Origin of the sequence: Arenibacter sp. 6A1 (assembly GCF_012272855.1) — a bacterium.
Lineage (GTDB): Bacteria > Bacteroidota > Bacteroidia > Flavobacteriales > Flavobacteriaceae > Arenibacter.
In genome coordinates this window covers 171,780-194,045 of the sequence record NZ_JAAXCQ010000003.1, presented here as the reverse complement: position 1 = coordinate 194,045, position 22,266 = coordinate 171,780, and the positions used below count along the sequence as shown (strand labels likewise).

Sequence of the window (22,266 nt, the reverse complement as noted above, 5' to 3'; positions counted from 1 at the left end):
CTTTACAACCACGGCCTTCCTAATCACACACTGCTCGTTATTTCCAAACGATATGTTTTCACCATTTACTTTCTCCATTAATCCATCCTAAAAACCTTTGATGCTCGTCATTTAACAAACCTCACAAATCCTAAAGTCTTACACTAAAAACTTTAATCAGTACTTAATACAAGGTGTACTCCTCATATTTAAAAGGCAAATTAATCCTCAAGATTTTATATTAAGGCCTTCTCCCACCACCATTACCATTACGGCCACGAAAGTTTTGTCTCATTTCCTCCATTTTCTTTTGATAGATCTCCTCGTATTTATCCTTGCTCATTTTTTTTCCTTTGTGAGGCGCTACGATATCCTTTTTTTCACTCGGATTTAGGACAATTTTAATGCATTGCAGATTTGTAGTATCATCATTAATTTCCAAAATAAGTCCTGGAAGCCCCCAATACTCACCCGGTCCTTGGTTTATAGGAATTTCCAACGTATACCAGGCCTCTACCTCTATTTCTTTTTCTGTAAATAGCGGCTGTTCCGTTTCGGCATCTTTTTCACTATTCCGCCTAAATGCATTTCTATTAGGACGCTTCACGATTTTTTTTGCGGTTGCTTTGGAAACGGTATAATTGCCTATTTTTTTTGTTTCGTTGACAAGATTCCAATCCAATTTCTCTAAAGTATCTTCAACAATAAAAGCCTTCCCCATAAGATCTTGTTGCTGCAAATAGTTTTCAGTGACAAGATTTTTATAAAAATCCCCTCCAGAATTGCCTCGCATACCAACCCTCATTCTACCCCGTGTGTTTGCAGGCCTATTTGTAACTTCTTCTTTATAAATGGAAGCATTCCTATCGAAGGTCAACACATAGGAGCGCTCATTGGCTTCTTTGATACGTTGCATGATTTGCTTTTTGCGTTCTTCTGGCATCTCACGATCACTTAGATCCAAATCGACTGCAGTTCTACTAAAATAAGTCACTTCTCCCTGAAAATCTTGAGAATAACTCCTTATGGAACTTATCATTAAGGCTACTACTAAAAAAAGAAACCGAATCATATTTTTACATTTTATATTAATACTATGACTGTCATACGAACATATGGTTTAAACCTACAGCCTAAAAAAACTGGTTTTCTATTTGCTCGCTATTTTTTGTCCGATAAAGCGATAAAGATTTTAACTTAATCAATGATATCTTGTATATTGTACCACCCTATCAGTAGGGTATGGACATTAATTATAATTATATTATCTATGCATATTGCAGTAGCTGGAAATATCGGGGCCGGAAAAACAACACTAACCGCATTACTGGCCAAGCACTACCAATGGGAGGCTCATTTCGAAGATGTTGTAGACAACCCATATTTGGATGATTTTTACAATCAGATGGAAAGATGGAGTTTTAACCTTCAGATTTATTTTTTAAACAGTCGGTACAAGCAAATATTACAGATAAGGAAAAGCGGTAAAAACGTCATCCAGGATAGGACCATTTATGAGGATGCTCATATTTTTGCCCCCAATTTACACGCCATGGGATTAATGACCAATAGAGATTTTGAAAATTATTCGGGTCTTTTTGAACTGATGGAATCACTGGTACAGCCTCCCGATTTGTTGATTTACCTAAGAAGCTCCATCCCTAATCTTGTAGACCAAATACATAAGAGAGGCCGAGATTACGAGAATTCTATTTCTATAGACTACTTAAGTAGGCTAAATGAGCGGTATGAGGCCTGGATACAGAGCTATAACAAAGGGAACCTATTGGTGATTGATGTCGACAAACTTAATTTCGTTGATTCCCCGGAAGACCTGGGATTGGTGATCAATAAAATTGATGCAGAAATAAACGGTTTATTTTAAATTTTATCATTTTATAAAGCCATTTTTTCTGGCATGTTCAATGGCCTGATCGCTGTTCTCTACAAGTAAGACAGGGCAGGCCTTAAAGTCTTTGTACAGATTTCTTATACGATCCATTTTTTTCCTATGCTTTACACTATGCAGGTAAATCGCCAATATTCTCTTGGGGTATTTACGGGCTATTTCCCGGTAAATATCAGCATCGCTCTCCCCTGCATCCCCTATCAGTATAATAGATAGCTGAGGGAATGTTTTTAATATATTTTGAATTTCATGATATTTATGGGAAAGCTCCCAGGAGGCAGCTTTTTTAAACAAGGCCCTAAAACTTCGCAGCAATATAGGCCCCCGTGGAAAATTATTGTTCTTTAAAAAAAACTCCAAATAACGATATAAGTTCCAAGGACTGTTACTGACATAAAAAATAGGATTTGCATTATTGCCTCCACCTCCCCTATGCAACAAATGGTAAAAATCCGAAGCCCCTTTAAGAGGTATCCTATTTTCTGGAGTTTTTAAAAAGGTATTATAAATTACCCGCCATTTTAATAGAGAAACCACTCCGGTATGCAAGATAGTATCGTCAATATCACTGATAATCCCAAAATCGGCCTCGACCGCAGGTATCAACATTTCTCCAGGAAAACGATTTTCCTGAATTATTTTTCTTTTTACTGTGGTATCGGCAAAGGAGAGCTCATAAGGAAGCCACCCTTCTTTATTACACATCGCCCGCAAATTAGAACCGGTGAGATATAAATAAAAATACCCTTCTCGATTCGTTTTAAAGCTGTATTCCTTCCCGTCAGGAAGCTTAAGAATTAATTTACTATTCCCAATTACATCGGTCTCAAAACGTTTCCATGTATTCACCAATAATCCCAAAACACTTTTTTCCGACAGGTCTATATTTTCATCCTCCAAGGCCCTCCCTTTAATGTAGAGATGAGTATCCGTTCCGTAGGTTTGAAAACCGATTAGCTGTAAAGGATCTGCTTTTTTTAAAAACCACATCTAATTAAAATTCCAGGATTCTGGCCAAAAGCCAATTATACATAAACCTAATATTACAGCTATCCCAAAGGATAATGACACCCATTTTGTGAGCTCTTTAGGTCCTAAAACAGCCACTAAAACACCCTTAAAAACTAAATTAGACAAGGAAGCTAACAGTATCAACTTCCATCCAGTAGTCGGATCCAAGGTGTTGGTCTTTATAATTTGGGATAAAGAAAGGGTAATGGCATCTACATCTGTAAGGCCACTGATTATGGCTACCAAATACAGGGCTTCATTTCCAAATTCTTCTTTTGTAAATGCCACGGCCAATAAAATTACCCCGTAAAGCAAGCCAAAAATCAAGGCACTTTTCAATTGTGCAGGATTATCGGGCTCTGGCATTTCATCGTCCGATTCGTCCTTTTGAATCCTATAAAATAATCCAACACAAATAAAGGCCATTACAAAGAATTGGACCAATAACGGCAACAACACTTCTGATATCCTTTCGGGAATCACCACACCTACCTCAACCATCACTCTTGCCAAGGCTATGGTCGATGCCGTGGTGATTACAAAAGCCGACAGCTTACTTATAGAAACAGCATTGGACGTTCTTTGAGCATAACTGACCGTTGTCGCGGTACTACTTATCAATCCACCCAATATACCATTGGAAATGACCCCTAATTTTTTACCGACAATTTTGTAAATAAAATACCCCAATACACTTAACCCTACAATTAAGGTAACCATTAACCAAATATTCCTGGGGTTTAAAACTTCGTAGGGCCCAAAATTTCTATTGGGCAGTAACGGTAAAATGACCAAAGAAATCCCGGCAAAGGTCATTATAGCTTCTAGATCCTTTTCTTTCAAATTATCTATAAGGGCATGCAGGCGTTCTTTAACATATAAAAGCACTGCCATTGCACCGCCAATAATTATTCCCAATATCCTATCGCCCATTACCAAATAGGCCCCAATTGCAAACATCAATAAAGCAGCCACTTCTGTTGTCTGCCCCACGTCGGCCCGGGAAATTGCCTTTACCTTAATAATATTGGCAACCACCAAAAGAGCAGTAATGCCCAGTCCTAAAACTGGCAATATAAACGGATTATCGTAGTCCCGGGATAAGAAACCACCGAGCACCCCTAATATCGCTATCAAGGTAAAGGTACGTACCCCTGCCATTTCGCTATTAGATTTTTGTCGCTGCATTCCCACCAACAATCCAATACCGAAGGCTATACCCAATGTGGTTAAATCTTCATAATTCATCCTAAAAAACTAATCGATACAAAAATAAAACCCCGTTAAATTAAACGAGGTTTTTAAATATAATACCAAAAAACAGCAACTGCAACAATACCTGCTCAAACTGTTTAATTCCGGTTAAAAATAAATTTACTTGTTAATATCTATTTTTTCGATTACTATTTTTTGGTTTTTGTTCGCCGAATTCAAGGTGTTTTCCTCAAAGGCATCCAATTGCGCCTTTACTTCTGCCTTGGTGCCCTCAAAAACCTTTTCATGAGACTTTTTCACACCATCAACCACTATGGTATACGTAACTATTGCTTCGGCCTTTTCACTGTTCTGCACTTTCATTTCTACCTTAACCTCTTTTTTGTCCCCTTTCTGAGGAATGGCATGCCCACCTAAAATAGGCGCTATCACCAAGCCTATCAAACAAGTAAGTTTTATCAAAATATTCATCGAAGGTCCTGAGGTATCCTTAAAGGGGTCGCCCACAGTATCCCCAGTTATAGCAGCCTTATGCGCATCGGATCCTTTATAGGTCATTTCCCCATTAATTTCGACACCTGCCTCGAAAGATTTTTTAGCATTGTCCCAAGCTCCCCCGGCATTGTTTTGAAAAATTGCCCATAAGACCCCAGATACGGTCACTCCGGCCATATATCCGCCCAACATTTCGGCAATCAACTGATTGTCTTCATTGTATACCAATTTCCCTAACAAAACAATTGCAATAGGAAAACCAATGGTCAACACCCCAGGCAACATCATTTCGCGCAAGGCGGCTTTGGTAGAAATATCTACACATTTGGCGTAATCCGGTTTTGCAGTACCTTCCATAATGCCAGCAATTTCTTTAAACTGCCTACGTACTTCGTATACCATATCCATCGCAGCTTTCCCCACGGAATTCATAGCAAGGGCAGAGAACACCACTGGGACCATCCCTCCTACAAAAAGCATGGCCAATACAGGAGCTTTAAAGATGTTTATACCATCTATACCGGTAAAGGTTACATAGGCCGCAAACAAAGCCAAAGAGGTTAAGGCTGCCGAAGCAATTGCGAAGCCCTTGCCCGTAGCTGCAGTAGTATTCCCTACAGAGTCCAAAATATCGGTACGCTCTCGTACAATGGGATCTTGTTCACTCATTTCGGCAATCCCCCCGGCGTTATCAGCGATAGGACCAAAGGCGTCTATAGCGAGTTGCATGGCTGTAGTAGCCATCATTGCCGAGGCTGCTAAAGCCACACCATAAAAACCTGCCAAGGCATAAGAGGACCAAATAGCGGCAGCAAAAATTATAACTGTCGGAAAAGTAGAGATCATCCCTGTTGCCAAACCGGCAATCACATTAGTTCCTGCTCCGGTACTGGATTTTTGGACAATAGCCAATACAGGTTTAGTTCCCAAACCTGTATAATATTCCGTAACGGAAGAAATAACACCCCCCACTGTTAAGCCAATGACGGTGGCATAAAACACCCTCATCGAAGATATATCTTTTAATCCCTCCCCAAAAAATTCCATTTGCATGGTTTGTGGCAATAAATATTTTACCAGGACAAAGCAAGAAACCAGGGTAAGTCCAATAGACACCCAATTCCCAACGTTTAAAGCGGCTTGCACCTGCTTTTCTTTAGCATCATTACTTTTTATTTTCACCAACATGGTACCGATTATGGAAAATAAAATTCCAAAACCAGCAATAGCCATAGGCAATAAAATAGGACCTATCCCCCCAAAATTATCGTCAAGGGCACCCCCCATATCTTTAATCACATAATTCCCCAACACCATGGCGGCCAAAACAGTCGCCACATAAGACCCGAACAAATCGGCTCCCATTCCGGCTACATCCCCAACATTATCCCCAACATTATCGGCAATAGTAGCGGGGTTACGAGGATCGTCTTCCGGAATACCGGCCTCTACTTTCCCTACAAGGTCTGCTCCCACATCGGCAGCCTTCGTATAAATTCCGCCGCCTACCCTAGCAAAAAGCGCAATAGATTCTGCGCCTAGGGAAAAGCCGGCCAAGGTCTCTAAAACAATGGTCATGTCATCGGTAGAAGTCCATGTACCGTTCATAAAATACTGAAACAAGAGAATAAAAAAGGAAGTCAGACCCAAAACAGCCAAACCAGCTACGCCCAACCCCATTACAGTTCCTCCGCCGAAGGAAACTTTTAAGGCTTGAGGCAAGCTTGTACGTGCTGCCTGGGTAGTCCGTACATTGGTTTTAGTTGCAATTTTCATTCCCATATTTCCTGCAAGCGCAGAAAAAAACGCTCCAAAAATAAAGGCTACGACAATAAGGATATGCGTAGTAGGAACAATAAAAGACACTGCAGCCAAAGCTATGGAAGCAGCAATCACGAAGAAAGTCAATAATTTATATTCTGCTTTTAAGAAGGCCAAGGCACCTTCATAGATGTACTCCGAAATCTCTTTCATTTTTCCATCACCCGCATTTTGATTTAATACCCAAGACCGTTTTACGGCCATAAAAGCCAAGCCTATTAATGCCATAATAATAGGCACATACATAATTATTGAATCCATTGGTTTGATTATTTATTATTGGTTGTCCCTAAAAGTAAGAAAATATACGAGAATAAAAAAAGCAATACCATGGGGATGATATTGCTTTTTTTATATTGTATTTACGATGACTTATCTGATGGTAACGTCCTTTGTAGGCACATCGCTCTCTTCAAATCTCTGTATGCATTTTGCTACTATTTCCTTGGCTTCATCAATATTACCCCATCCACCAACATCAACTTTTTTCTTTTCCAAATCCTTATAAACTTTAAAGAAATGCTCGATTTCTTTGATTAAATGTGGATTTAACTCAGTTAGGTCATTGATCCTGTTCCAAACCGGATCGGAAACTGGCACACAGATTACTTTTTCATCTGGTCCTTTCTCATCGGTCATATGAAAAACACCGATAGGCTTCACTTCCATAACACATCCTGGGAATGTAGGCTCGGTAACCAATACCAAAACGTCTAATGGATCGCCGTCCAACGCTAAGGTTTCTGGTACAAACCCATAATCTGCAGGGTACATCATAGAGGAAAAAATCATCCTGTCGTAACGGATTCTTTTTAGCTCAAAATCATATTCATACTTGTTTCTGCTTCCTTTTGGAATTTCTATCAAAACGTCGAAAGACGTTATTTCTTGACTACTCATATTCTTATGTTTATTCTTTATATAATTCTTTACTCTACAAATATTGACTACACTATTCTTACACTTCTTAAAAATGAAATCCAAAGGATCCTGTCACCCCAAAAGGACGTGCATTTGGCAAATCCAGGTAATTCCCCCTAAAGTTAAAATCGATCCTTAGGAACTTAAATATATTGCCGACACCTACTGCATATTCCCAATAAACTTTATCCGTTGGCGCCAAAAGCGGCATACCGGCAGGCGCACTTAGTTGGATGTTTTCTTCAGATATATCGCCCCACACCCCTCTTAGGCCTATAATTTCCCTTAGGTTCCATTTACCGATAACCGGAATCCTAGAAAGGAGCCTTCCATTAAAATTGTGCTCCAAATGAACGGCGGCATAGGTATCTGTTACAAATTCATAAAAATCCAAATTCGAAAAGGTGTTATACATAGAGAACAAGGTTTGGTTGCCCGGTACCGGACTTAACAATGCCAAAGGAACCTCACCAAAAGTCTTTCCTGTTTCTACTGTACTTAACAACCTTCCATAACCACCAATTTGCCAAGGCTGCGTATAACTGAACTGAATTTTTTTGTAATCGAAATCACTGTTAAAAAATTGTTTCAACCCATTGGTATAAGATAACAATAAGGTACTATAATCTTCATTTATACTTCTCCGTTCCACCCCATTACCAATCGTTCTTTTTCCTGGCGTATATATTAAGGTAGTATTCAGATCAAATTGTGTGACTTCCGAAGAAACTCCTGTAGGGGAAGAAGCATCGATATAGTCTAAGCTAAAAGCATCTGGCAGCGCCGAACTAAGACTTCTTAAAGACCCTCCTATATTAATTCTTAAGTTCCTCCAAGGCTCCATCTCCAAATTAAAGGTACTTAAATTAATGTTGGTTAGCCTATCGTTGGCCCCTACGGTAAACACGGAAGATGAAGCAACGCTCCTCCCCAACACATCGTTGGTAGCCGTTAAGCTTATCCCTAGCTGTTCTATATCGCGCCTGCTACCTCCAGAAATAATAAATCTCGATTCTTTATCAATGAGCCATTTTCCAGAAATACCATATTTAAATTTATCATCTCCAAATCCATAGGCAACATATCCCTCTAGACGCCAAGGATCATTTTGGCCAAAAAAGGTTCTAGCCCCTAGCCTGGTCCGGATTCCTTCGGCCTCGTTATATCCAAACACACTATAAACGCTACCTACATCTATATTCCATTTGTCGATTTCTACATAACCTGATCCCAAAATACTAACAAAATTATAATAGGCCTTAAATTTTGGCACCGTCTTTAAGGTATCCAAAAGTTTGTAAATCCCCTTTTCATCGCTGTTTAACGACTCCAAACGATTCATCTCCCAAAACTCGTCTTCCCTATTTAAAACACTAGCATTAAAGGGGTCCGGTTTCGTTTTATAAAACGTTTTTGGTTTTACTTCGTTAAACTTATAGTCATTATATACGGTTGTTCTTTTACCATAGACGCCTCTAGAGTTCTCTTTTTTGTTAAAACTAAAGTCAGACAACATATAATCTCGGGTCAAAAGAAATACAGAATCGTTTACTACATCAAACTCTTGTTCTATATAGATTTCCTTTACCCAGTTGATATTAGCGCTTTTCGTTACCGCTAAATTTATATTCTTAACTGCATAGGTAGTGTCGTTTACCCAAAAATCGCCCTTAAAGGTCAATTCATTTTTTCTACGAGGGTAATACACAATGTTATAGCACCATTTATCACCAATAAAGGCGCTGTCTCGTAAGACATAATTGTAAGTATCTATACCTGTCTTGGATAAAGGACTGGTAAAACTTTTATCGAAAAATTTTAAGTAGTTATTATAAATGTCGTAGTCAGAATAAAGGTCTTCTATAAACGCTATTATAGCCTGGTTATTATTGAAGCCTGAATTTTTACTTCCTAGAACTTCTTCCTTTTCGGTCCCCAGTTCATTATCGCCATACACTTTGGAGAACGTTTCATTTAAAAATATTGGCAAATAGGTTTTTCCGGTAATCCTGGAAGTATCAAGGTCTTTAAATACAAATTCTAACCCCTTAAAGACCCTGCTTTTGATAAGTGCGCTATCTATGGTATTAAGGTCGAACTCTATTTTTTCGTATTTATCGTACCCGTATTGATTAAACATACGAGTACCATTACTACGTTTTTTGGCCCATATCTTTTTAAGGATATCAATGGCCGGATTATTTTTTTTGCTTGTTTTACCAAAGTAAAGTACCACCTCGTTTAATTGTTCACTAGCCTCGGGCAAGACAACTTTTAAATCATAGGTCACTTTGGAGACCAGGGTTATTTCTTGGGTTTCATAGCCAATAAAGGAAACTACAAGAGTGTTATAAGAATTATCAGATTCTATATAGAATCTTCCATTGTCGTTGGTAATGGTCCCTTGAGTAGAATTTTTAAATAAAATATTTGCAAAAGGCACAGGCTCGCCTTCTTCATCCAGAATAATACCCCCAACTTTGGTCTGCGACATCGCAAATTGGGCAATAACAAGAAATATGACGAATAATATTCTATTCATTTCGTGATCAAATAACGTTTCTGTGCTCTATAATCAATCGAAAACCAGTGAAATCAGGAGGCTTAATAAATTCTTTGAAACGCATTTTTACAACTACATATCAGGAACATAAAAGCTTCGCTAACCAAAGATTAACGAAGCTATTATAATGGCTTTAATAAAATAGCTATAATTTATACAATACTTTTTTAACAGCTTTAATTACATCTTCATGGTTTGGCAACCACTCTGCCAATAATACTGGAGAATAAGGAGCTGGTGTATCTGCAGTGTTTATTTTAACTATTGGTGCATCTAAAAAGTCGAAAGCATTTGCTTGAACATGATAGGTTAACTCAGTAGATACATTTCCAAAAGGCCATGCTTCTTCCAAAATCACCAATCTATTGGTTTTCTTAACAGATTTTAAGACCGCTTCATAATCTAAAGGTTTTACAGTACGCAAATCGATAATTTCAACACTGATATTTTCCTTGGCCAATTCTACTGCTGCCTTATCGGCTTCTTTTATAATCTTACCAAAAGAAACTATGGTTACATCTGAACCTTCTCTTCTGATATCTGCTACTCCTAATGGAATAGTATAATCTCCTTCTGGAACTTCACCTTTGTCACCATACATTTGTTCCGACTCCATAAAAATAACCGGATCGTTATCTCGGATAGCCGCTTTCAACAATCCTTTGGCATCTTTAGGGTTAGAAGGGACTACTACTTTAAGACCTGGACAGTTGGCATACCAACTTTCGAAAGCCTGTGAGTGAGTGGCTGCTAACTGACCGGCAGAACCTGTAGGGCCACGAAAAACAATTGGACAATTGAACTGACCACCAGACATTTGTCTGATCTTTGCAGCATTATTGATAATCTGATCTATCCCTACCAATGCAAAATTGAAGGTCATAAACTCTATAATAGGTCTGTTACCGGTCATTGCGGAACCAACACCTACCCCAGCAAAACCTAACTCGGATATAGGGGTATCAATAACTCTTTCAGGACCAAATTCGTCCAACATTCCCTTTGAAGCCTTATAAGCCCCATTATATTCGGCAACTTCCTCACCCATTAAATAAATGGACTCATCTCTGCGCATCTCCTCGGACATTGCCTCTTGTATAGCTTCCCTAAACTGTATTGTTTTCATTGTATATGGAATTCTTTTTATTAAAATTCTAAAAGCGAAGCAAAAATAGGAAATAATAAATCAAAACGAAGGAGGAAAGAATTAAAAAAAGAGCAAAAAAATACTATGCATGCATAATAAATTATAATTTTATTGATTATATTAGCGTCCTTTGTTTATAAATGGTATAAAAAAAATAATCATATGAAAATATTGGTGTGCATAAGTAATGTTCCAGATACTACTTCTAAAATTAATTTTACAGACGGTGACACTAGGTTTGATAACAATGGTGTCCAATATGTTATCAACCCAAATGACGAGTTTGGCCTTACTAGAGCCATGTGGTTTAAAGAAAAGCAAGGTGCCACTATTCACGTTATTACTGTCGGGGGAGCCACTACCGAACCAACGATCAGAAAGGCTCTGGCTATCGGTGCCGATGAAGCTATAAGAGTTAATGCCGAACCAACGGACGGATTTTTTGTTGCACAACAATTAGCGGCCGTGGTGAAAGCCGGTGATTACGATCTTATTATTGCCGGAAGGGAGTCTATAGACTACAACGGTGGGATGGTACCAGGAATATTGGCTACCTTATTAGATTTTAATTTTGTCAATAATTGTATCTCCTTAGAAGTTGATGGCAACACTGCTACCGCTATTAGGGAAATTGATGGTGGAAAGGAAAAATTAAATACGAGTTTACCTCTTGTTATCGGAAGTCAAAAAGGACTGGTTGCCGAAAGCGATTTAAAAATCCCTAATATGAGAGGTATTATGATGGCACGTCAGAAGAAATTGAATGTTGTTGAGCCTGTTTCAGCTACTGAAACCACTAAGGACGTTAAATTTGAAAAGCCAGCAGCCAAAGGTCAGGTAAAACTAATAGATGCGGACAATATTGACGAGCTAATAAATTTATTACACAACGAAGCAAAAGTTATATAAGCTGAACCCTAATTTTTATAATAGCGGCGGGTATAATTAGATATCCACCTCTTATTTCAGCAATTTCGCCAACCATTTTCCGAATGAAATTTCGGGAATAAAAAAAGAATATTAATATGTCAGTTTTAGTATATACAGAATCCGAAAACGGAAAGTTTAAAAAGAATGCACAAGAAGTAGCTTCTTACGCCTACGAAGTAGCCCAACAACTAGGTACTCATGCCACGGCAATTTCTATTAATGCCACCAACGCTGAAAGCCTAGGGAACAATGGTATTTCTAAGGTATTAAATATCACCGATGACAACTTAAAAACCTTTAACGCCAAGGCTTTTGCTATTGCTATTGCCCAAGCAGCAGAAAAGGAAGGTGCCAAAGTAATCATCCTTAGCTCTAGTGCGGACACTAAATTTTTAGCACCTATATTAACAGCCAAATTGCAAGCAGCCTATGTGCCCAATGTTGTTTCGGCACCAACAAGTACTGCTCCTTTTACCGTTAAAAGAACAGTATTTAGCAATAAAGGCTTTGCCGACACCCAATTAGTCTCTGACATAAAAATCATTGGTGTCTCCAACAATGCTTTCGGAAGTCACGAAAATAAAATCGAAAGCAGTGTAGAAAGCTTTGAACCCACTATTCCAGAGAATTCCTTTAGCACCAAATCTGCCGAAATAGACAAGGTTGTTGGAAAAGCTACCATAGCCGACGCAGACATAGTAGTTTCTGGAGGAAGAGGGCTTAAAGGTCCAGAGAACTGGGGACTGATAGAGGAATTAGCCGATGTTTTGGGAGCTGCCACTGCTTGTTCCAAACCTGTATCGGATTTGGGGTGGAGGCCACATGGAGAACATGTAGGACAAACCGGAAAACCCGTAGCCAGCAACCTTTATATAGCCATTGGGATCTCTGGTGCCATCCAACACTTAGCCGGGGTCAGTGCATCCAAGGTAAAAGTAGTCATCAATTCTGATCCTGAAGCCCCATTTTTTAAAGCGGCCGACTACGGTATTGTAGGGGATGCTTTTGAAGTGGTCCCCAAACTAATCGAAAAATTAAAGGAATTTAAGGCTCAAACCGCTTAATTTTTGTTAAATTGTGCCCCTAAGGGCTGTTCAAAACAACTTGGTCCTTCGAGTGCTTTGAACAGCCTTTTTTAGTTATTTACTATGAGTTTAGTTAGATTAAAAATAAAAGGGATATCCTATAGCCAAACGCAAAATGGCGCATATGCCCTTATATTGAATGAAGTTGATGGGGATCGTAAATTGCCTATCGTTATTGGTGCTTTCGAAGCACAATCGATTGCAATTGCCTTGGAAAAGGAAATCAAGCCCCCTCGACCCCTTACCCATGATCTTTTTAAAAATTTTGCCGAGCGATTCGACATTTCAGTCAAGCAGGTAATTATCCATAAATTAGTCGATGGTGTTTTTTACTCCAGTATTATTTGCGAACGGGATAAGATTGAGGAGATCATAGATGCCAGAACCAGCGATGCTATCGCTTTGGCCCTAAGATTTAATGCCCCTATATTTACGTATAGAACCATATTGGATAAAGCCGGAATATTTCTTAAATTCTCTTCAAAAGAAAAGGAAAAAGAAGATTCCGACGACAGTATTATGGTAAACGAAATATTGCAAGAAGGAGAAACTGTAGAAATTTCTTCTCAGAGCTCAGAAAGTTACCAAGAGCTGAGTTTAGATGAGCTTCATTCCGAATTGGATAAGGCTGTCGCTAGCGAAGACTACGAAAAAGCAGCTAAACTTAGAGACGAAATTTCTAAACGCAAATAACCCCTTCATTTTAAGATTTACTGGATGAGAAATAAGCTTTGGATCCTTTTAGTTTTATTTTTTATTGCATTCCCATCCGTAGCTCAAGACATTAGTGCTACCCCCCTCAGCGGTTCTTCCGAAATAATCCCCAATCAAGGGGTTTCTTTTTACAGTATTGGAAGAGGGATTCTAGGTATGGTAGCATTGTTATTTATCTCCTACCTCTTTAGTGCCAATAAAAAAGCAATTAATTGGAGAACTGTCGGTATTGGGGTTTTCATTCAGCTTCTCTTAGCCATATGCATATTAATTGGGAACCAAATTGGCTTTAACGCCTTTGGCTATCGGTTTGATTTGAGTTTTGTCTCTAAAATATTTGAATTTGGCGGCAAACTTTTTGTCAGCGTATTGGATTTCACCAGAGCAGGAAGTAAATTTTTATTCGAAGGATTGGTTGTTGACATGGATACTTTCGGTTTTATTTTTGCCTTTCAAGTTCTTCCTACCATCATATTCTTTTCGGCCTTAACCTCATTATTATTTTATCTGGGGATTATCCAAAAAGTAGTCAAAGCCCTAGCGTGGTTATTATCTAAATCGCTCGGTATTTCAGGGGCAGAAAGCTTAAGTGTTGCCGGGAATATTTTCTTAGGGCAAACAGAGGCTCCCCTGCTGATCAAAGCTTATTTAGAGAAAATGAGCAAATCAGAAATACTATTGGTCATGATCGGGGGAATGGCGACGGTTGCGGGTGCTGTTCTAGCGGCCTATATTGGATTCTTAGGTGGAGACGATGAAGTATTGCGCCTACAATTTGCCAAGCACCTTTTGGCTGCTTCGGTAATGGCGGCTCCTGGCGCTATTGTAATATCAAAAATCCTTTATCCCCAGACCGAAAAAATAAATACTGATGTCCAGGTTTCTACCGAGAAAATAGGAGCTAATATATTGGATGCGATTTCTAACGGAACTACTGAAGGATTAAAACTTGCCGTAAACGTGGGGGCCATGCTTTTGGTTTTCGTGGCTTTTATTGCCATGCTCAACGGCATATTGAATTGGACCGGCGATATTACCTCTTTAAATCCTTGGATCGCCACCAACACCCCTTATGACTCCTTTTCTTTAGAAGCCATCCTAGGCACTCTATTTGCTCCCTTAATGTGGCTTATTGGAGTCGATTCCGTTGACGTCATGCTGATGGGGCAACTTTTGGGAATTAAATTGGCCGCCAGTGAGTTTATAGGCTATATTCAATTAGCAGAATTAAAAAACATGGCCAGCGCCACCCATTTCACCTATAACAAATCGGTCATCATGGCCACTTATATGCTTTGCGGCTTTGCCAATTTTGCCTCTATTGGCATCCAAATTGGCGGAATAGGTTCTTTGGCCCCCGGACAACGCAAGACCTTGTCTGAATTTGGAATGAAGGCTGTTCTCGGCGGTACGATAGCCTCGCTTCTCTCGGCTGCCATAGCTGGAATGATCCTAGGATAAGCCCTTAGAGTCGCACAAGCTTTCCTTTTACACCTATCGTTAAATTTTATGGAATTTTAACCATAAACCCACCTTAAGTAAAAAGAGCTTTTTATCTTTGCCTTTATTTTGAGCCTCTAAATTGAAGCCGTATATTACCTTTATTTTGTAGCAATCCTTAGTAGTAGAAAACCATGAAGCAATACCACGATTTATTAAAGCACGTATTAGAAAACGGAGTTCAGAAGGGCGATAGAACTGGTACGGGTACCAAAAGTGTTTTTGGCTACCAAATGCGATTTAATCTAGCAGATGGGTTTCCCATGGTTACTACCAAAAAACTACATTTAAAATCTATTGTTCACGAATTGCTTTGGTTTTTAAAAGGAGACACCAATATTGGTTATCTACAAGAAAACGGCGTTCGTATTTGGAACGAATGGGCCGATGAACAAGGCGATTTAGGCCCGGTATATGGTCATCAATGGCGCAACTGGAACAATGATGAAGTAGACCAAATAAAAGAAGTGATAGAAACCCTTAAAACGAATCCTAACAGTAGACGGATGTTGGTTTCTGCATGGAATCCGAGCGTATTGCCCGATACCTCTCTTTCTTTTTCAGAAAATGTAGCCAACGGCAAGGCGGCCTTACCCCCATGCCATGCCTTTTTTCAGTTTTATGTAGCCGACGGCAAGTTGTCTTGTCAGCTATATCAGCGCAGTGCCGATATTTTCCTTGGAGTTCCTTTTAATATTGCCTCCTATGCCCTATTTACATTAATGATAGCACAGGTTTGCGGATACGAACCAGGAGAGTTTATTCATACCTTTGGTGATGCCCATATCTACAACAACCATTTTGACCAAGTAGCACTGCAACTGAGTAGAACTCCAAAAGCAATGCCTAAAATGATCCTAAACCCCGAGGTTAAAGATATATTCGACTTTAAGTTCGAAGATTTCACCCTGGAAGACTACGAACCATACCCACATATAAAAGCAGCAGTAGCTATATAATAGATCTTTGACCTATTTTATTGATAGTCATATACTTATTAAATTCCTTCAAGCACCCAATACTTGGCGTATGGGATTCTAAAAGTGTGCATTATATTTTTTATCTTGTATAGCATAAAGAATATAGTATGGTTGTTGTCGCTGAAATATTGGATTTCTTCCTGGATACCAGAAAACACACCGAAAACCTTTGCCTTCCTTTGGAGGCAGAGGATTATGTGGTACAACCAATTAGTGACGTTTCTCCGCCAAAATGGCATTTAGGCCATACTACATGGTTTTTTGAGGAGTTTATCCTCGCCAAATATTTACCCGATTATCAGGTTTTTGATCCTAATTTTTCATATGTTTTTAATAGTTATTACGAAACAGTAGGAAAAAGAGTGCTCCGAACAGATCGAGGAAACCTCTCTAGACCTACCGTAAAAAAAGTAATCGAATACAGGACTTACGTCACCGAGCAAATGACCTCTCTTTTAGAAAAATCTTCTTCAAAAGAATTATACGATTTGGTAGAAATAGGAATCCACCACGAAAAGCAGCATCAAGAATTATTGCTAACAGATATAAAGTTTATTCTAGGCAACAATCCGTTACTCCCGGTTTATTCGGAGACTCATTCCGAAAACAGCCCGTGCCAAATTAGCCATCAATGGCTTTCTGTATCAGAAGGTATTTATACTATTGGCCATCAATCGGACACCTTCTGTTATGATAACGAACTCGGAAAACACAAGGTATATCTCAACCCCTATCAAATATCCAATCTTTTAGTAACCAACGAAGACTATTTACAGTTTATGAATGCTGGCGGATACCAGGATTTTCAATTTTGGCATGCCGATGGGTGGGATTGGCTGACCCAAAACCAGTTACAAGCACCGCTTTACTGGCATTATATAGATCATAAATGGTATCAATACACTTTAAACGGCTTACAGCCATTAGCTTCTAAAGCCTACGTGACCCATATTTCCTATTATGAAGCCTACGCCTACGCCCAATGGAAAGGATGCCGTTTACCTACTGAATTTGAATGGGAAATTGCCGAAAAACAATTTGAATGGGGCCAGCGATGGGAATGGACCGAAAGTGCCTATTTACCGTACCCTCATTACAAAAAAGCCAGTGGTGCCCTAGGGGAATACAATGGTAAGTTTATGGTCAACCAAAAAGTTTTAAGAGGAAGCTCTATCGCAACTCCTCCAAAACATGCAAGAACCACTTACCGGAATTTTTTTGGCCCTACGGCGAGATGGCAATTCACCGGTATACGCTTGGCTAAATAAACCTTACTTTATTCTTATGGAAAACAGCATAAACCCTCCTTTGGACACTCCTTTTAAACAAGATGTTTATAATGGTCTTACCGCTTTTCCAAAACACCTCTCTTCCAAATACTTTTACGATGCCAATGGGGACAAGATTTTTCAGGCAATAATGAACCTTCCAGAATATTATTTAACCAATTCAGAATTCAGCATTGTACAGGAAAACAAGGAAAAAATCTGCGTTCTTTTTGCAGAGAACACCCCTTCTTTTAACCTAATAGAGCTTGGGGCGGGCGATGGCAAGAAAACCAAGATACTACTAGCCCATTTAAACAACATTAAAGCCAACTTTAATTACCTACCCATAGATCTGAGCGAAAATGCACTAAAACAACTAGAATCGTCCTTGGCCGAGGAATTTCCTAATATCCATGTTGCCCCAAAATGCGGAAGTTATATTGAAGCGCTTGAAACGGTAGCCTTCAACAAAAACAATAAAAATATCATTCTTTTTTTAGGATCAAATATCGGCAACATGTTGTTTCCCCAAGCCATTCGCTTTTTAAAAAGAATAAATAGTTTAATGCATAAAAACGATATTCTATTCCTTGGTTGCGATCTAAAAAAAAATCCACAACTTATTTTAGATGCGTATAATGACAAAAGCGGGATTACTGCGTCCTTTAATATGAATATCTTACAACGCATCAACACTGAATTACAAGGCAATTTTAATATAGAAAATTTTAAGCACTGGGAAGTATATGATCCCGAGACAGGAACCGCAAAGAGTTATTTGGTTTCCCTAAAGCCACAGCAAGTAACCATAGCAGCGATAAACTTACAGGTTCATTTTAAGGCATGGGAAACCATACATACAGAAATCTCCCAAAAATACGACCATGAGATGATCCAACGGCTTTTGGAAGAAGCCGGATTAAAAATAGTATCCAAATTTGGAGACAAGCAAGGTTACTTTGAAAATTATGTACTTATAAAAAAATAAGCCCACACCTTGCCCTCTTTTTTGCTTTAAGAAGCAAAAAAAAATATTTGCTGTTATTGTTTTTTTATTTCAATAACAGCAAATTAGGCTTCTTATAATTCCAACACGGAATTTTCCGTACCGGCATAATCGTTCCACTGTAAACGGTCGGCCTCTGTTTCATTGACAAAATCACCATCTACTAAATATTTAAATTCATATGTTTTTTCCTTTGGCAAATTAAAGGTGCCCTTAAAAGTTCCGTTTTTCAATTTTTTCAAGGCACTTCCTGTAGCACTCCAATTATTGAAATCACCAACTACAGCAACCTCTTTGACTCCCTCTCCCGGAACAGTAAAGGTTACCTTACAAATTGGTTTGCTCTTTAAATATTGTTTTGTAATCGCCATAATCCATAGTTTTTATAGACACTAAAAATACAAATTTAAACCCCTCATTGCCAATGAATCATATGACTTTTGTGAAAATCATAATAATTAACACATAATTAACTGATAATGTCATTTAAATACCTCTATATTTCGATGTAGGCAAAATTCTCTATTTAGATTTTATAATTCTTACAACCTTTTCGATCTCCTTTTCGGTGTTATAAAAATGAAAACTCAACCTAATCCCATCGCCGCGTTGCGAACAAACCACTTCATTATTATTCAATTTGTCCCATAATTTACCTGTATCCTTGATTTTAAAAATACTGCTATGCTCCTTTCTTTTTATAACCGCCTCCTCTAGCAAGCCTGCTTCGGCAAACTCTTCCTTTGCCTTTTGTGTAAGTTTTTCTATTTGCCCATACACCTTATCTAGCCCTATCTCAGTAAGAAACTTTAGGGAATAATTTAAACTTCCAAAATTAAAGGTATCCAAATGTCCCGGTTCAAATTGTTTGACAAAGCTAATTTGCTCCTTGCGCTCAAAGCCATGGTTTGCCGAATAAAACCCGGTAGATTTACATGAGAATTTAGCGCTAACCCCTTCTTTAAACATCATAAATCCATTGCCATAGCCTCCCAACAGCCATTTATAACCACTAGCTCCTAGGACATCGATCCCCGATGTATCGAAATTAAACTGTTGGGTACCACAGAACTGAGTCCCATCGGCGATAATCAACAGCTCAGGAAAATCATTTTTTAGAGATTTTAAAAAATCTAAATCAACCTTCACCCCGTTTAACCATTGTACTAAACTAAGGGCCAACACGTTAATATGATCGGATTTTATTTTTGCAAGAATCCGTTCTTCGAGGTCTTCATTAATTTTTACAAAAGAAACATTGTCCATTCTACTTTCAAATGGCCAATTAAGCGAAGGGTAATCATCTTCCAACAACAATACATTCACCGTTTTAGGCATGCCCTCTAACAGCAAATTTAGGCCCATAGAAAAATTGGGCACCAAGGCTACATTTTCCGCCTTACATCCAAAAAAGGTACCGAGGGTATCTTTGGTCTGGGAAAGCAACTCATAGGATGTCTTTCTCATTTTACTACCCCCGATTAAAAAATCGAAGTCGTGTTCTTGCCTCCAATCCAATAGTCCATCATAGAGCAATCCAGAAGCGGCGGTATCGGCATAAATATTTTGGCCTAAGACCGGAAATTGTTTTATAATCTTTTGCATATCCTTAGTGATAAGAATTTTGATTTTATGATATCTTTGCCATAAAGATACATATAAGGATGTTCCTCAAAAACAAAAAAAATTCGAAAATAGCTATTGAGCAGCATGAGCAATTGGAATATGCCCAAGCTAGGATGTTGCAGAAAAAACGCCTGTACAATCACTTTGTTATGTATTTGATCGGCAGCGTCTTTTTTGTCATAATCAACAAAATACTAAAGTACGGTATTCAGTACGATTGGTATATCTGGGCCATTACCTTATGGACTTTTATCATTGCCTTACATGTCTTTAATGTGTTTGTGACCCATAAATTTATGGACCAACACTGGGAACGTCGCCAACGCGAAAAATTAGTTTTAAAACAGCAACAACGAATTGCAGCAATGCAAAAGGAAATAGAAACCGAGTTTCCAGATTCCATGATCAATAAAAAAAAAGAATAGTGCAGACCTTAACCATGATTGCAGCAGCTGCTGAGAACAACGCTTTAGGATTAAACAATGATCTTCTTTGGCATCTACCGGACGATTTTAAACGCTTTAAAAAAATCACTTCAGGCCACAAGATCATTATGGGCCGAAAAACCTTTGAAAGCTTCCCTAGACCATTGCCCAATAGGCACCATATCATTATCACCAGGGATAAAAACTACCAGGTTCCTTACGACGATTGCACAGTAGTACATTCTTTGGAAGAAGGTTTGAAATTGGTAAAAGAAGAAGCTTTGGCGTTTATTATCGGTGGAGGCGAAATTTATAAACTAGCCTTAGAGCACGCTACAAAATTAGAACTTACTAGGGTACATGCATCCTTTGAAGCGGACGCCTATTTTCCTGAAATCAATACTTCTGAGTGGAAACTCCTAGCAGAGGAGTATCATCCAAAGGACGACCGACATCAATACGATTTTAGCTATTTAACCTACGAAAGAGCCTAAACTCCATTAATCATTTAGTTTTTAAGAGGTAAAGACAGTACTTTGACTTGTTAATATGACAGTTCTTACTGCCTCCTAATTCTTTATTTAGTAGTACTTGTAGCCATCCATAGCCTGATTTTTTTTTTGCGTTAGGGACCGCGGCGGCATCCCCGCAGCAACGCAAGGGATATAGCCAAGGGCCCGCCCGACGTAGGAGGGAACGCCCTAATTATAAGACCACTAACTATAAGAATTTGGACATAATACGAATTAAATAGGATGTCCGTAAACTTGTGAGACAGGGCCCATATAAGAATACATAAGCATACTTTGGTACAAAAGCACGTTGCAGTGCGCCGCTTATGGTACCCGTATTATTTTAAAAGTCTAAATAATCTACCCTATGACACACATTTACATCGCTTAGAAAGGCCTTGAGCACTTCTGGATTTATATTGGTATAGAATTGATGTTCTACCGTTGTTTTGGAAGCATCGACCTTTAGTTGATGTTGCTCTAGAACGGCCACGGTTCTACGCGCGACCCCATCTCCGGAATCGATAATTTCCACTTCATCCGGCAAGATATCCTTTAATAGGGGAATTAGATACGGGTAGTGTGTACAGCCCAGCACCAACTGATCTATACCTTCTTTAAGCATCGGTTGCAAATACCGTTGCAGCAATTCCCTGGTCTGCTCCGAATACAACTTTCCCTCCTCGATAAGGGCCACCAAGCCCGTACCTTCTTGCTCCAAGACTTTTATACCGTTGGCATGCAATTCTGAGGTGCTGTTAAACAAAGCGCTGGAAAGAGTCCCTTTGGTGGCCAAAACCCCTACCGTTTTGCTCTTAGTGTGCAATGCCGCTGGTTTAATGGCCGGCTCAATCCCAATAATGGGTATGCTATAGGTTGCCCTAATTTCTTTTATAGCGTTTGTCGTTGCCGTATTACAGGCCACCACAATAAGTTTACACCCCTTATTAATTAGGAACTCGACATTCTTAATACTCAGTTCCAATATTTGGGCCTGGGTCTTTTCGCCGTAAGGAGCATTCTTGCTATCGGCCAAATAAATGGTAGACTCCTTAGGCAAGAGCCTGTTAATTTCCCTCCAAATAGAAGTTCCTCCAATACCCGAATCAAAAATACCAATGGGACTATTACGCATGCTAAAATTATCTAAAGTAGGATT

At 38.9% G+C, this 22,266-nt stretch carries 20 protein-coding genes; 10 read left to right on the top strand and 10 right to left on the bottom strand.

What is annotated here, in order from left to right:
• Positions 1 to 220: 220 nt before the first annotated feature.
• Entirely contained in the window at positions 221 to 1,051 is an 831-nt protein-coding gene (locus HCG49_RS03610; protein WP_168468189.1) for a GLPGLI family protein, read from the bottom strand.
• Positions 1,052 to 1,249: 198 nt separating this feature from the next.
• Between HCG49_RS03610 and HCG49_RS03605 the strand changes: the two genes are divergently transcribed.
• Positions 1,250 to 1,864 carry a deoxynucleoside kinase gene (locus tag HCG49_RS03605; protein ID WP_072764594.1) on the top strand — a complete coding sequence of 205 codons (615 nt, stop codon included), beginning with the start codon at positions 1,250 to 1,252 and terminating at the stop codon, positions 1,862 to 1,864.
• Positions 1,865 to 1,870: 6 nt separating this feature from the next.
• On the opposite strand, the gene HCG49_RS03600 is transcribed toward HCG49_RS03605, so the two are convergent.
• The 6 genes from HCG49_RS03600 to HCG49_RS03575 all read right to left on the bottom strand — a co-directional run bounded on the left by HCG49_RS03600 (position 1,871) and on the right by HCG49_RS03575 (position 11,040).
• Complete coding sequence (locus tag HCG49_RS03600; protein WP_168468188.1) at positions 1,871 to 2,878, bottom strand: App1 family protein; 1,008 nt, start codon at positions 2,876 to 2,878, stop codon at positions 1,871 to 1,873.
• A complete protein-coding gene (locus tag HCG49_RS03595; RefSeq protein WP_168468187.1) occupies positions 2,879 to 4,147 on the bottom strand; it encodes an MgtC/SapB family protein in 1,269 nt (422 codons plus the stop codon).
• Positions 4,148 to 4,273: 126 nt separating this feature from the next.
• Positions 4,274 to 6,691 (bottom strand): sodium-translocating pyrophosphatase, encoded by a 2,418-nt coding sequence (locus HCG49_RS03590; protein ID WP_168468186.1) that lies wholly within the window; start codon positions 6,689 to 6,691, stop codon positions 4,274 to 4,276.
• A 111-nt stretch (positions 6,692 to 6,802) separates the two neighbouring features.
• On the bottom strand, positions 6,803 to 7,330 hold the full coding sequence (locus tag HCG49_RS03585) for an inorganic diphosphatase (RefSeq protein ID WP_072764590.1): 528 nt from the start codon (positions 7,328 to 7,330) through the stop codon (positions 6,803 to 6,805).
• A 67-nt stretch (positions 7,331 to 7,397) separates the two neighbouring features.
• A complete protein-coding gene (locus HCG49_RS03580; RefSeq protein ID WP_168468185.1) occupies positions 7,398 to 9,893 on the bottom strand; it encodes a DUF5686 and carboxypeptidase-like regulatory domain-containing protein in 2,496 nt (831 codons plus the stop codon).
• A gap of 166 nt (positions 9,894 to 10,059) precedes the next feature.
• Complete coding sequence (locus HCG49_RS03575) at positions 10,060 to 11,040, bottom strand: pyruvate dehydrogenase complex E1 component subunit beta (RefSeq protein WP_168468184.1); 981 nt, start codon at positions 11,038 to 11,040, stop codon at positions 10,060 to 10,062.
• Between the two features lie 183 nt (positions 11,041 to 11,223).
• Here HCG49_RS03575 and HCG49_RS03570 point away from each other — a divergent pair, with 183 nt between their 5' ends.
• The 7 genes from HCG49_RS03570 (at position 11,224) to egtD (ending at position 18,526) form a co-directional block, all read left to right on the top strand.
• Complete coding sequence (locus tag HCG49_RS03570) at positions 11,224 to 11,970, top strand: electron transfer flavoprotein subunit beta/FixA family protein (RefSeq protein ID WP_168468183.1); 747 nt, start codon at positions 11,224 to 11,226, stop codon at positions 11,968 to 11,970.
• A gap of 116 nt (positions 11,971 to 12,086) precedes the next feature.
• A complete protein-coding gene (locus HCG49_RS03565) occupies positions 12,087 to 13,055 on the top strand; it encodes an electron transfer flavoprotein subunit alpha/FixB family protein (RefSeq protein WP_168468182.1) in 969 nt (322 codons plus the stop codon).
• Positions 13,056 to 13,139: 84 nt separating this feature from the next.
• Entirely contained in the window at positions 13,140 to 13,769 is a 630-nt protein-coding gene (locus HCG49_RS03560) for a bifunctional nuclease family protein (RefSeq protein ID WP_168468181.1), read from the top strand.
• 24 nt (positions 13,770 to 13,793) lie between these two features.
• Positions 13,794 to 15,251 (top strand): NupC/NupG family nucleoside CNT transporter, encoded by a 1,458-nt coding sequence (locus tag HCG49_RS03555; protein ID WP_168468180.1) that lies wholly within the window; start codon positions 13,794 to 13,796, stop codon positions 15,249 to 15,251.
• A gap of 173 nt (positions 15,252 to 15,424) precedes the next feature.
• Positions 15,425 to 16,249, top strand: coding sequence for a thymidylate synthase (locus HCG49_RS03550; protein WP_168468179.1), 825 nt, complete (start codon positions 15,425 to 15,427; stop codon positions 16,247 to 16,249).
• A 128-nt stretch (positions 16,250 to 16,377) separates the two neighbouring features.
• The gene (gene egtB, locus HCG49_RS03545; protein ID WP_168468178.1) at positions 16,378 to 17,538 is read left to right on the top strand and encodes an ergothioneine biosynthesis protein EgtB; all 1,161 of its coding nucleotides are present in this window, start codon (positions 16,378 to 16,380) and stop codon (positions 17,536 to 17,538) included.
• Between the two features lie 16 nt (positions 17,539 to 17,554).
• A complete protein-coding gene (egtD, locus tag HCG49_RS03540) occupies positions 17,555 to 18,526 on the top strand; it encodes an L-histidine N(alpha)-methyltransferase (protein WP_168468177.1) in 972 nt (323 codons plus the stop codon).
• 92 nt (positions 18,527 to 18,618) lie between these two features.
• Here egtD and HCG49_RS03535 read toward each other — a convergent pair whose 3' ends face one another.
• Both HCG49_RS03535 and HCG49_RS03530 read right to left on the bottom strand, forming a co-directional pair.
• Positions 18,619 to 18,915 carry an isoamylase early set domain-containing protein gene (locus HCG49_RS03535; protein WP_168468176.1) on the bottom strand — a complete coding sequence of 99 codons (297 nt, stop codon included), beginning with the start codon at positions 18,913 to 18,915 and terminating at the stop codon, positions 18,619 to 18,621.
• Between the two features lie 151 nt (positions 18,916 to 19,066).
• Positions 19,067 to 20,149: an aminotransferase class V-fold PLP-dependent enzyme gene (locus tag HCG49_RS03530; RefSeq protein ID WP_168468175.1), complete on the bottom strand. Its 1,083-nt coding sequence runs from the start codon at positions 20,147 to 20,149 to the stop codon at positions 19,067 to 19,069.
• A gap of 59 nt (positions 20,150 to 20,208) precedes the next feature.
• On the opposite strand from HCG49_RS03530, the gene HCG49_RS03525 reads away from it, so the two are divergent.
• The gene (locus tag HCG49_RS03525; RefSeq protein ID WP_168468174.1) at positions 20,209 to 20,595 is read left to right on the top strand and encodes a 2TM domain-containing protein; all 387 of its coding nucleotides are present in this window, start codon (positions 20,209 to 20,211) and stop codon (positions 20,593 to 20,595) included.
• Positions 20,596 to 20,609: 14 nt separating this feature from the next.
• Positions 20,610 to 21,089, top strand: coding sequence for a dihydrofolate reductase (locus tag HCG49_RS03520; RefSeq protein WP_168468282.1), 480 nt, complete (start codon positions 20,610 to 20,612; stop codon positions 21,087 to 21,089).
• Between the two features lie 361 nt (positions 21,090 to 21,450).
• On the opposite strand, the gene murI is transcribed toward HCG49_RS03520, so the two are convergent.
• The gene (gene murI, locus HCG49_RS03515) at positions 21,451 to 22,242 is read right to left on the bottom strand and encodes a glutamate racemase (RefSeq protein WP_168468173.1); all 792 of its coding nucleotides are present in this window, start codon (positions 22,240 to 22,242) and stop codon (positions 21,451 to 21,453) included.
• Between the last annotated feature and the right edge of the window lie 24 nt (positions 22,243 to 22,266).

Bases quoted from the DNA above. Each gene is read 5' to 3' on its own strand.
- HCG49_RS03610 (WP_168468189.1), bottom strand. From the start codon at position 1,051: ATGATTCGGTTTCTTTTTTTAGTAGTAGCCTTAATGATAAGTTCCATA.
- HCG49_RS03605 (WP_072764594.1), top strand. From the start codon at position 1,250: ATGCATATTGCAGTAGCTGGAAATATCGGGGCCGGAAAAACAACACTA.
- HCG49_RS03600 (WP_168468188.1), bottom strand. From the start codon at position 2,878: ATGTGGTTTTTAAAAAAAGCAGATCCTTTACAGCTAATCGGTTTTCAA.
- HCG49_RS03595 (WP_168468187.1), bottom strand. From the start codon at position 4,147: ATGAATTATGAAGATTTAACCACATTGGGTATAGCCTTCGGTATTGGA.
- HCG49_RS03590 (WP_168468186.1), bottom strand. From the start codon at position 6,691: ATGGATTCAATAATTATGTATGTGCCTATTATTATGGCATTAATAGGC.
- HCG49_RS03585 (WP_072764590.1), bottom strand. From the start codon at position 7,330: ATGAGTAGTCAAGAAATAACGTCTTTCGACGTTTTGATAGAAATTCCA.
- HCG49_RS03580 (WP_168468185.1), bottom strand. From the start codon at position 9,893: ATGAATAGAATATTATTCGTCATATTTCTTGTTATTGCCCAATTTGCG.
- HCG49_RS03575 (WP_168468184.1), bottom strand. From the start codon at position 11,040: ATGAAAACAATACAGTTTAGGGAAGCTATACAAGAGGCAATGTCCGAG.
- HCG49_RS03570 (WP_168468183.1), top strand. From the start codon at position 11,224: ATGAAAATATTGGTGTGCATAAGTAATGTTCCAGATACTACTTCTAAA.
- HCG49_RS03565 (WP_168468182.1), top strand. From the start codon at position 12,087: ATGTCAGTTTTAGTATATACAGAATCCGAAAACGGAAAGTTTAAAAAG.
- HCG49_RS03560 (WP_168468181.1), top strand. From the start codon at position 13,140: ATGAGTTTAGTTAGATTAAAAATAAAAGGGATATCCTATAGCCAAACG.
- HCG49_RS03555 (WP_168468180.1), top strand. From the start codon at position 13,794: ATGAGAAATAAGCTTTGGATCCTTTTAGTTTTATTTTTTATTGCATTC.
- HCG49_RS03550 (WP_168468179.1), top strand. From the start codon at position 15,425: ATGAAGCAATACCACGATTTATTAAAGCACGTATTAGAAAACGGAGTT.
- egtB (WP_168468178.1), top strand. From the start codon at position 16,378: ATGGTTGTTGTCGCTGAAATATTGGATTTCTTCCTGGATACCAGAAAA.
- egtD (WP_168468177.1), top strand. From the start codon at position 17,555: ATGGAAAACAGCATAAACCCTCCTTTGGACACTCCTTTTAAACAAGAT.
- HCG49_RS03535 (WP_168468176.1), bottom strand. From the start codon at position 18,915: ATGGCGATTACAAAACAATATTTAAAGAGCAAACCAATTTGTAAGGTA.
- HCG49_RS03530 (WP_168468175.1), bottom strand. From the start codon at position 20,149: ATGCAAAAGATTATAAAACAATTTCCGGTCTTAGGCCAAAATATTTAT.
- HCG49_RS03525 (WP_168468174.1), top strand. From the start codon at position 20,209: ATGTTCCTCAAAAACAAAAAAAATTCGAAAATAGCTATTGAGCAGCAT.
- HCG49_RS03520 (WP_168468282.1), top strand. From the start codon at position 20,610: ATGATTGCAGCAGCTGCTGAGAACAACGCTTTAGGATTAAACAATGAT.
- murI (WP_168468173.1), bottom strand. From the start codon at position 22,242: ATGCGTAATAGTCCCATTGGTATTTTTGATTCGGGTATTGGAGGAACT.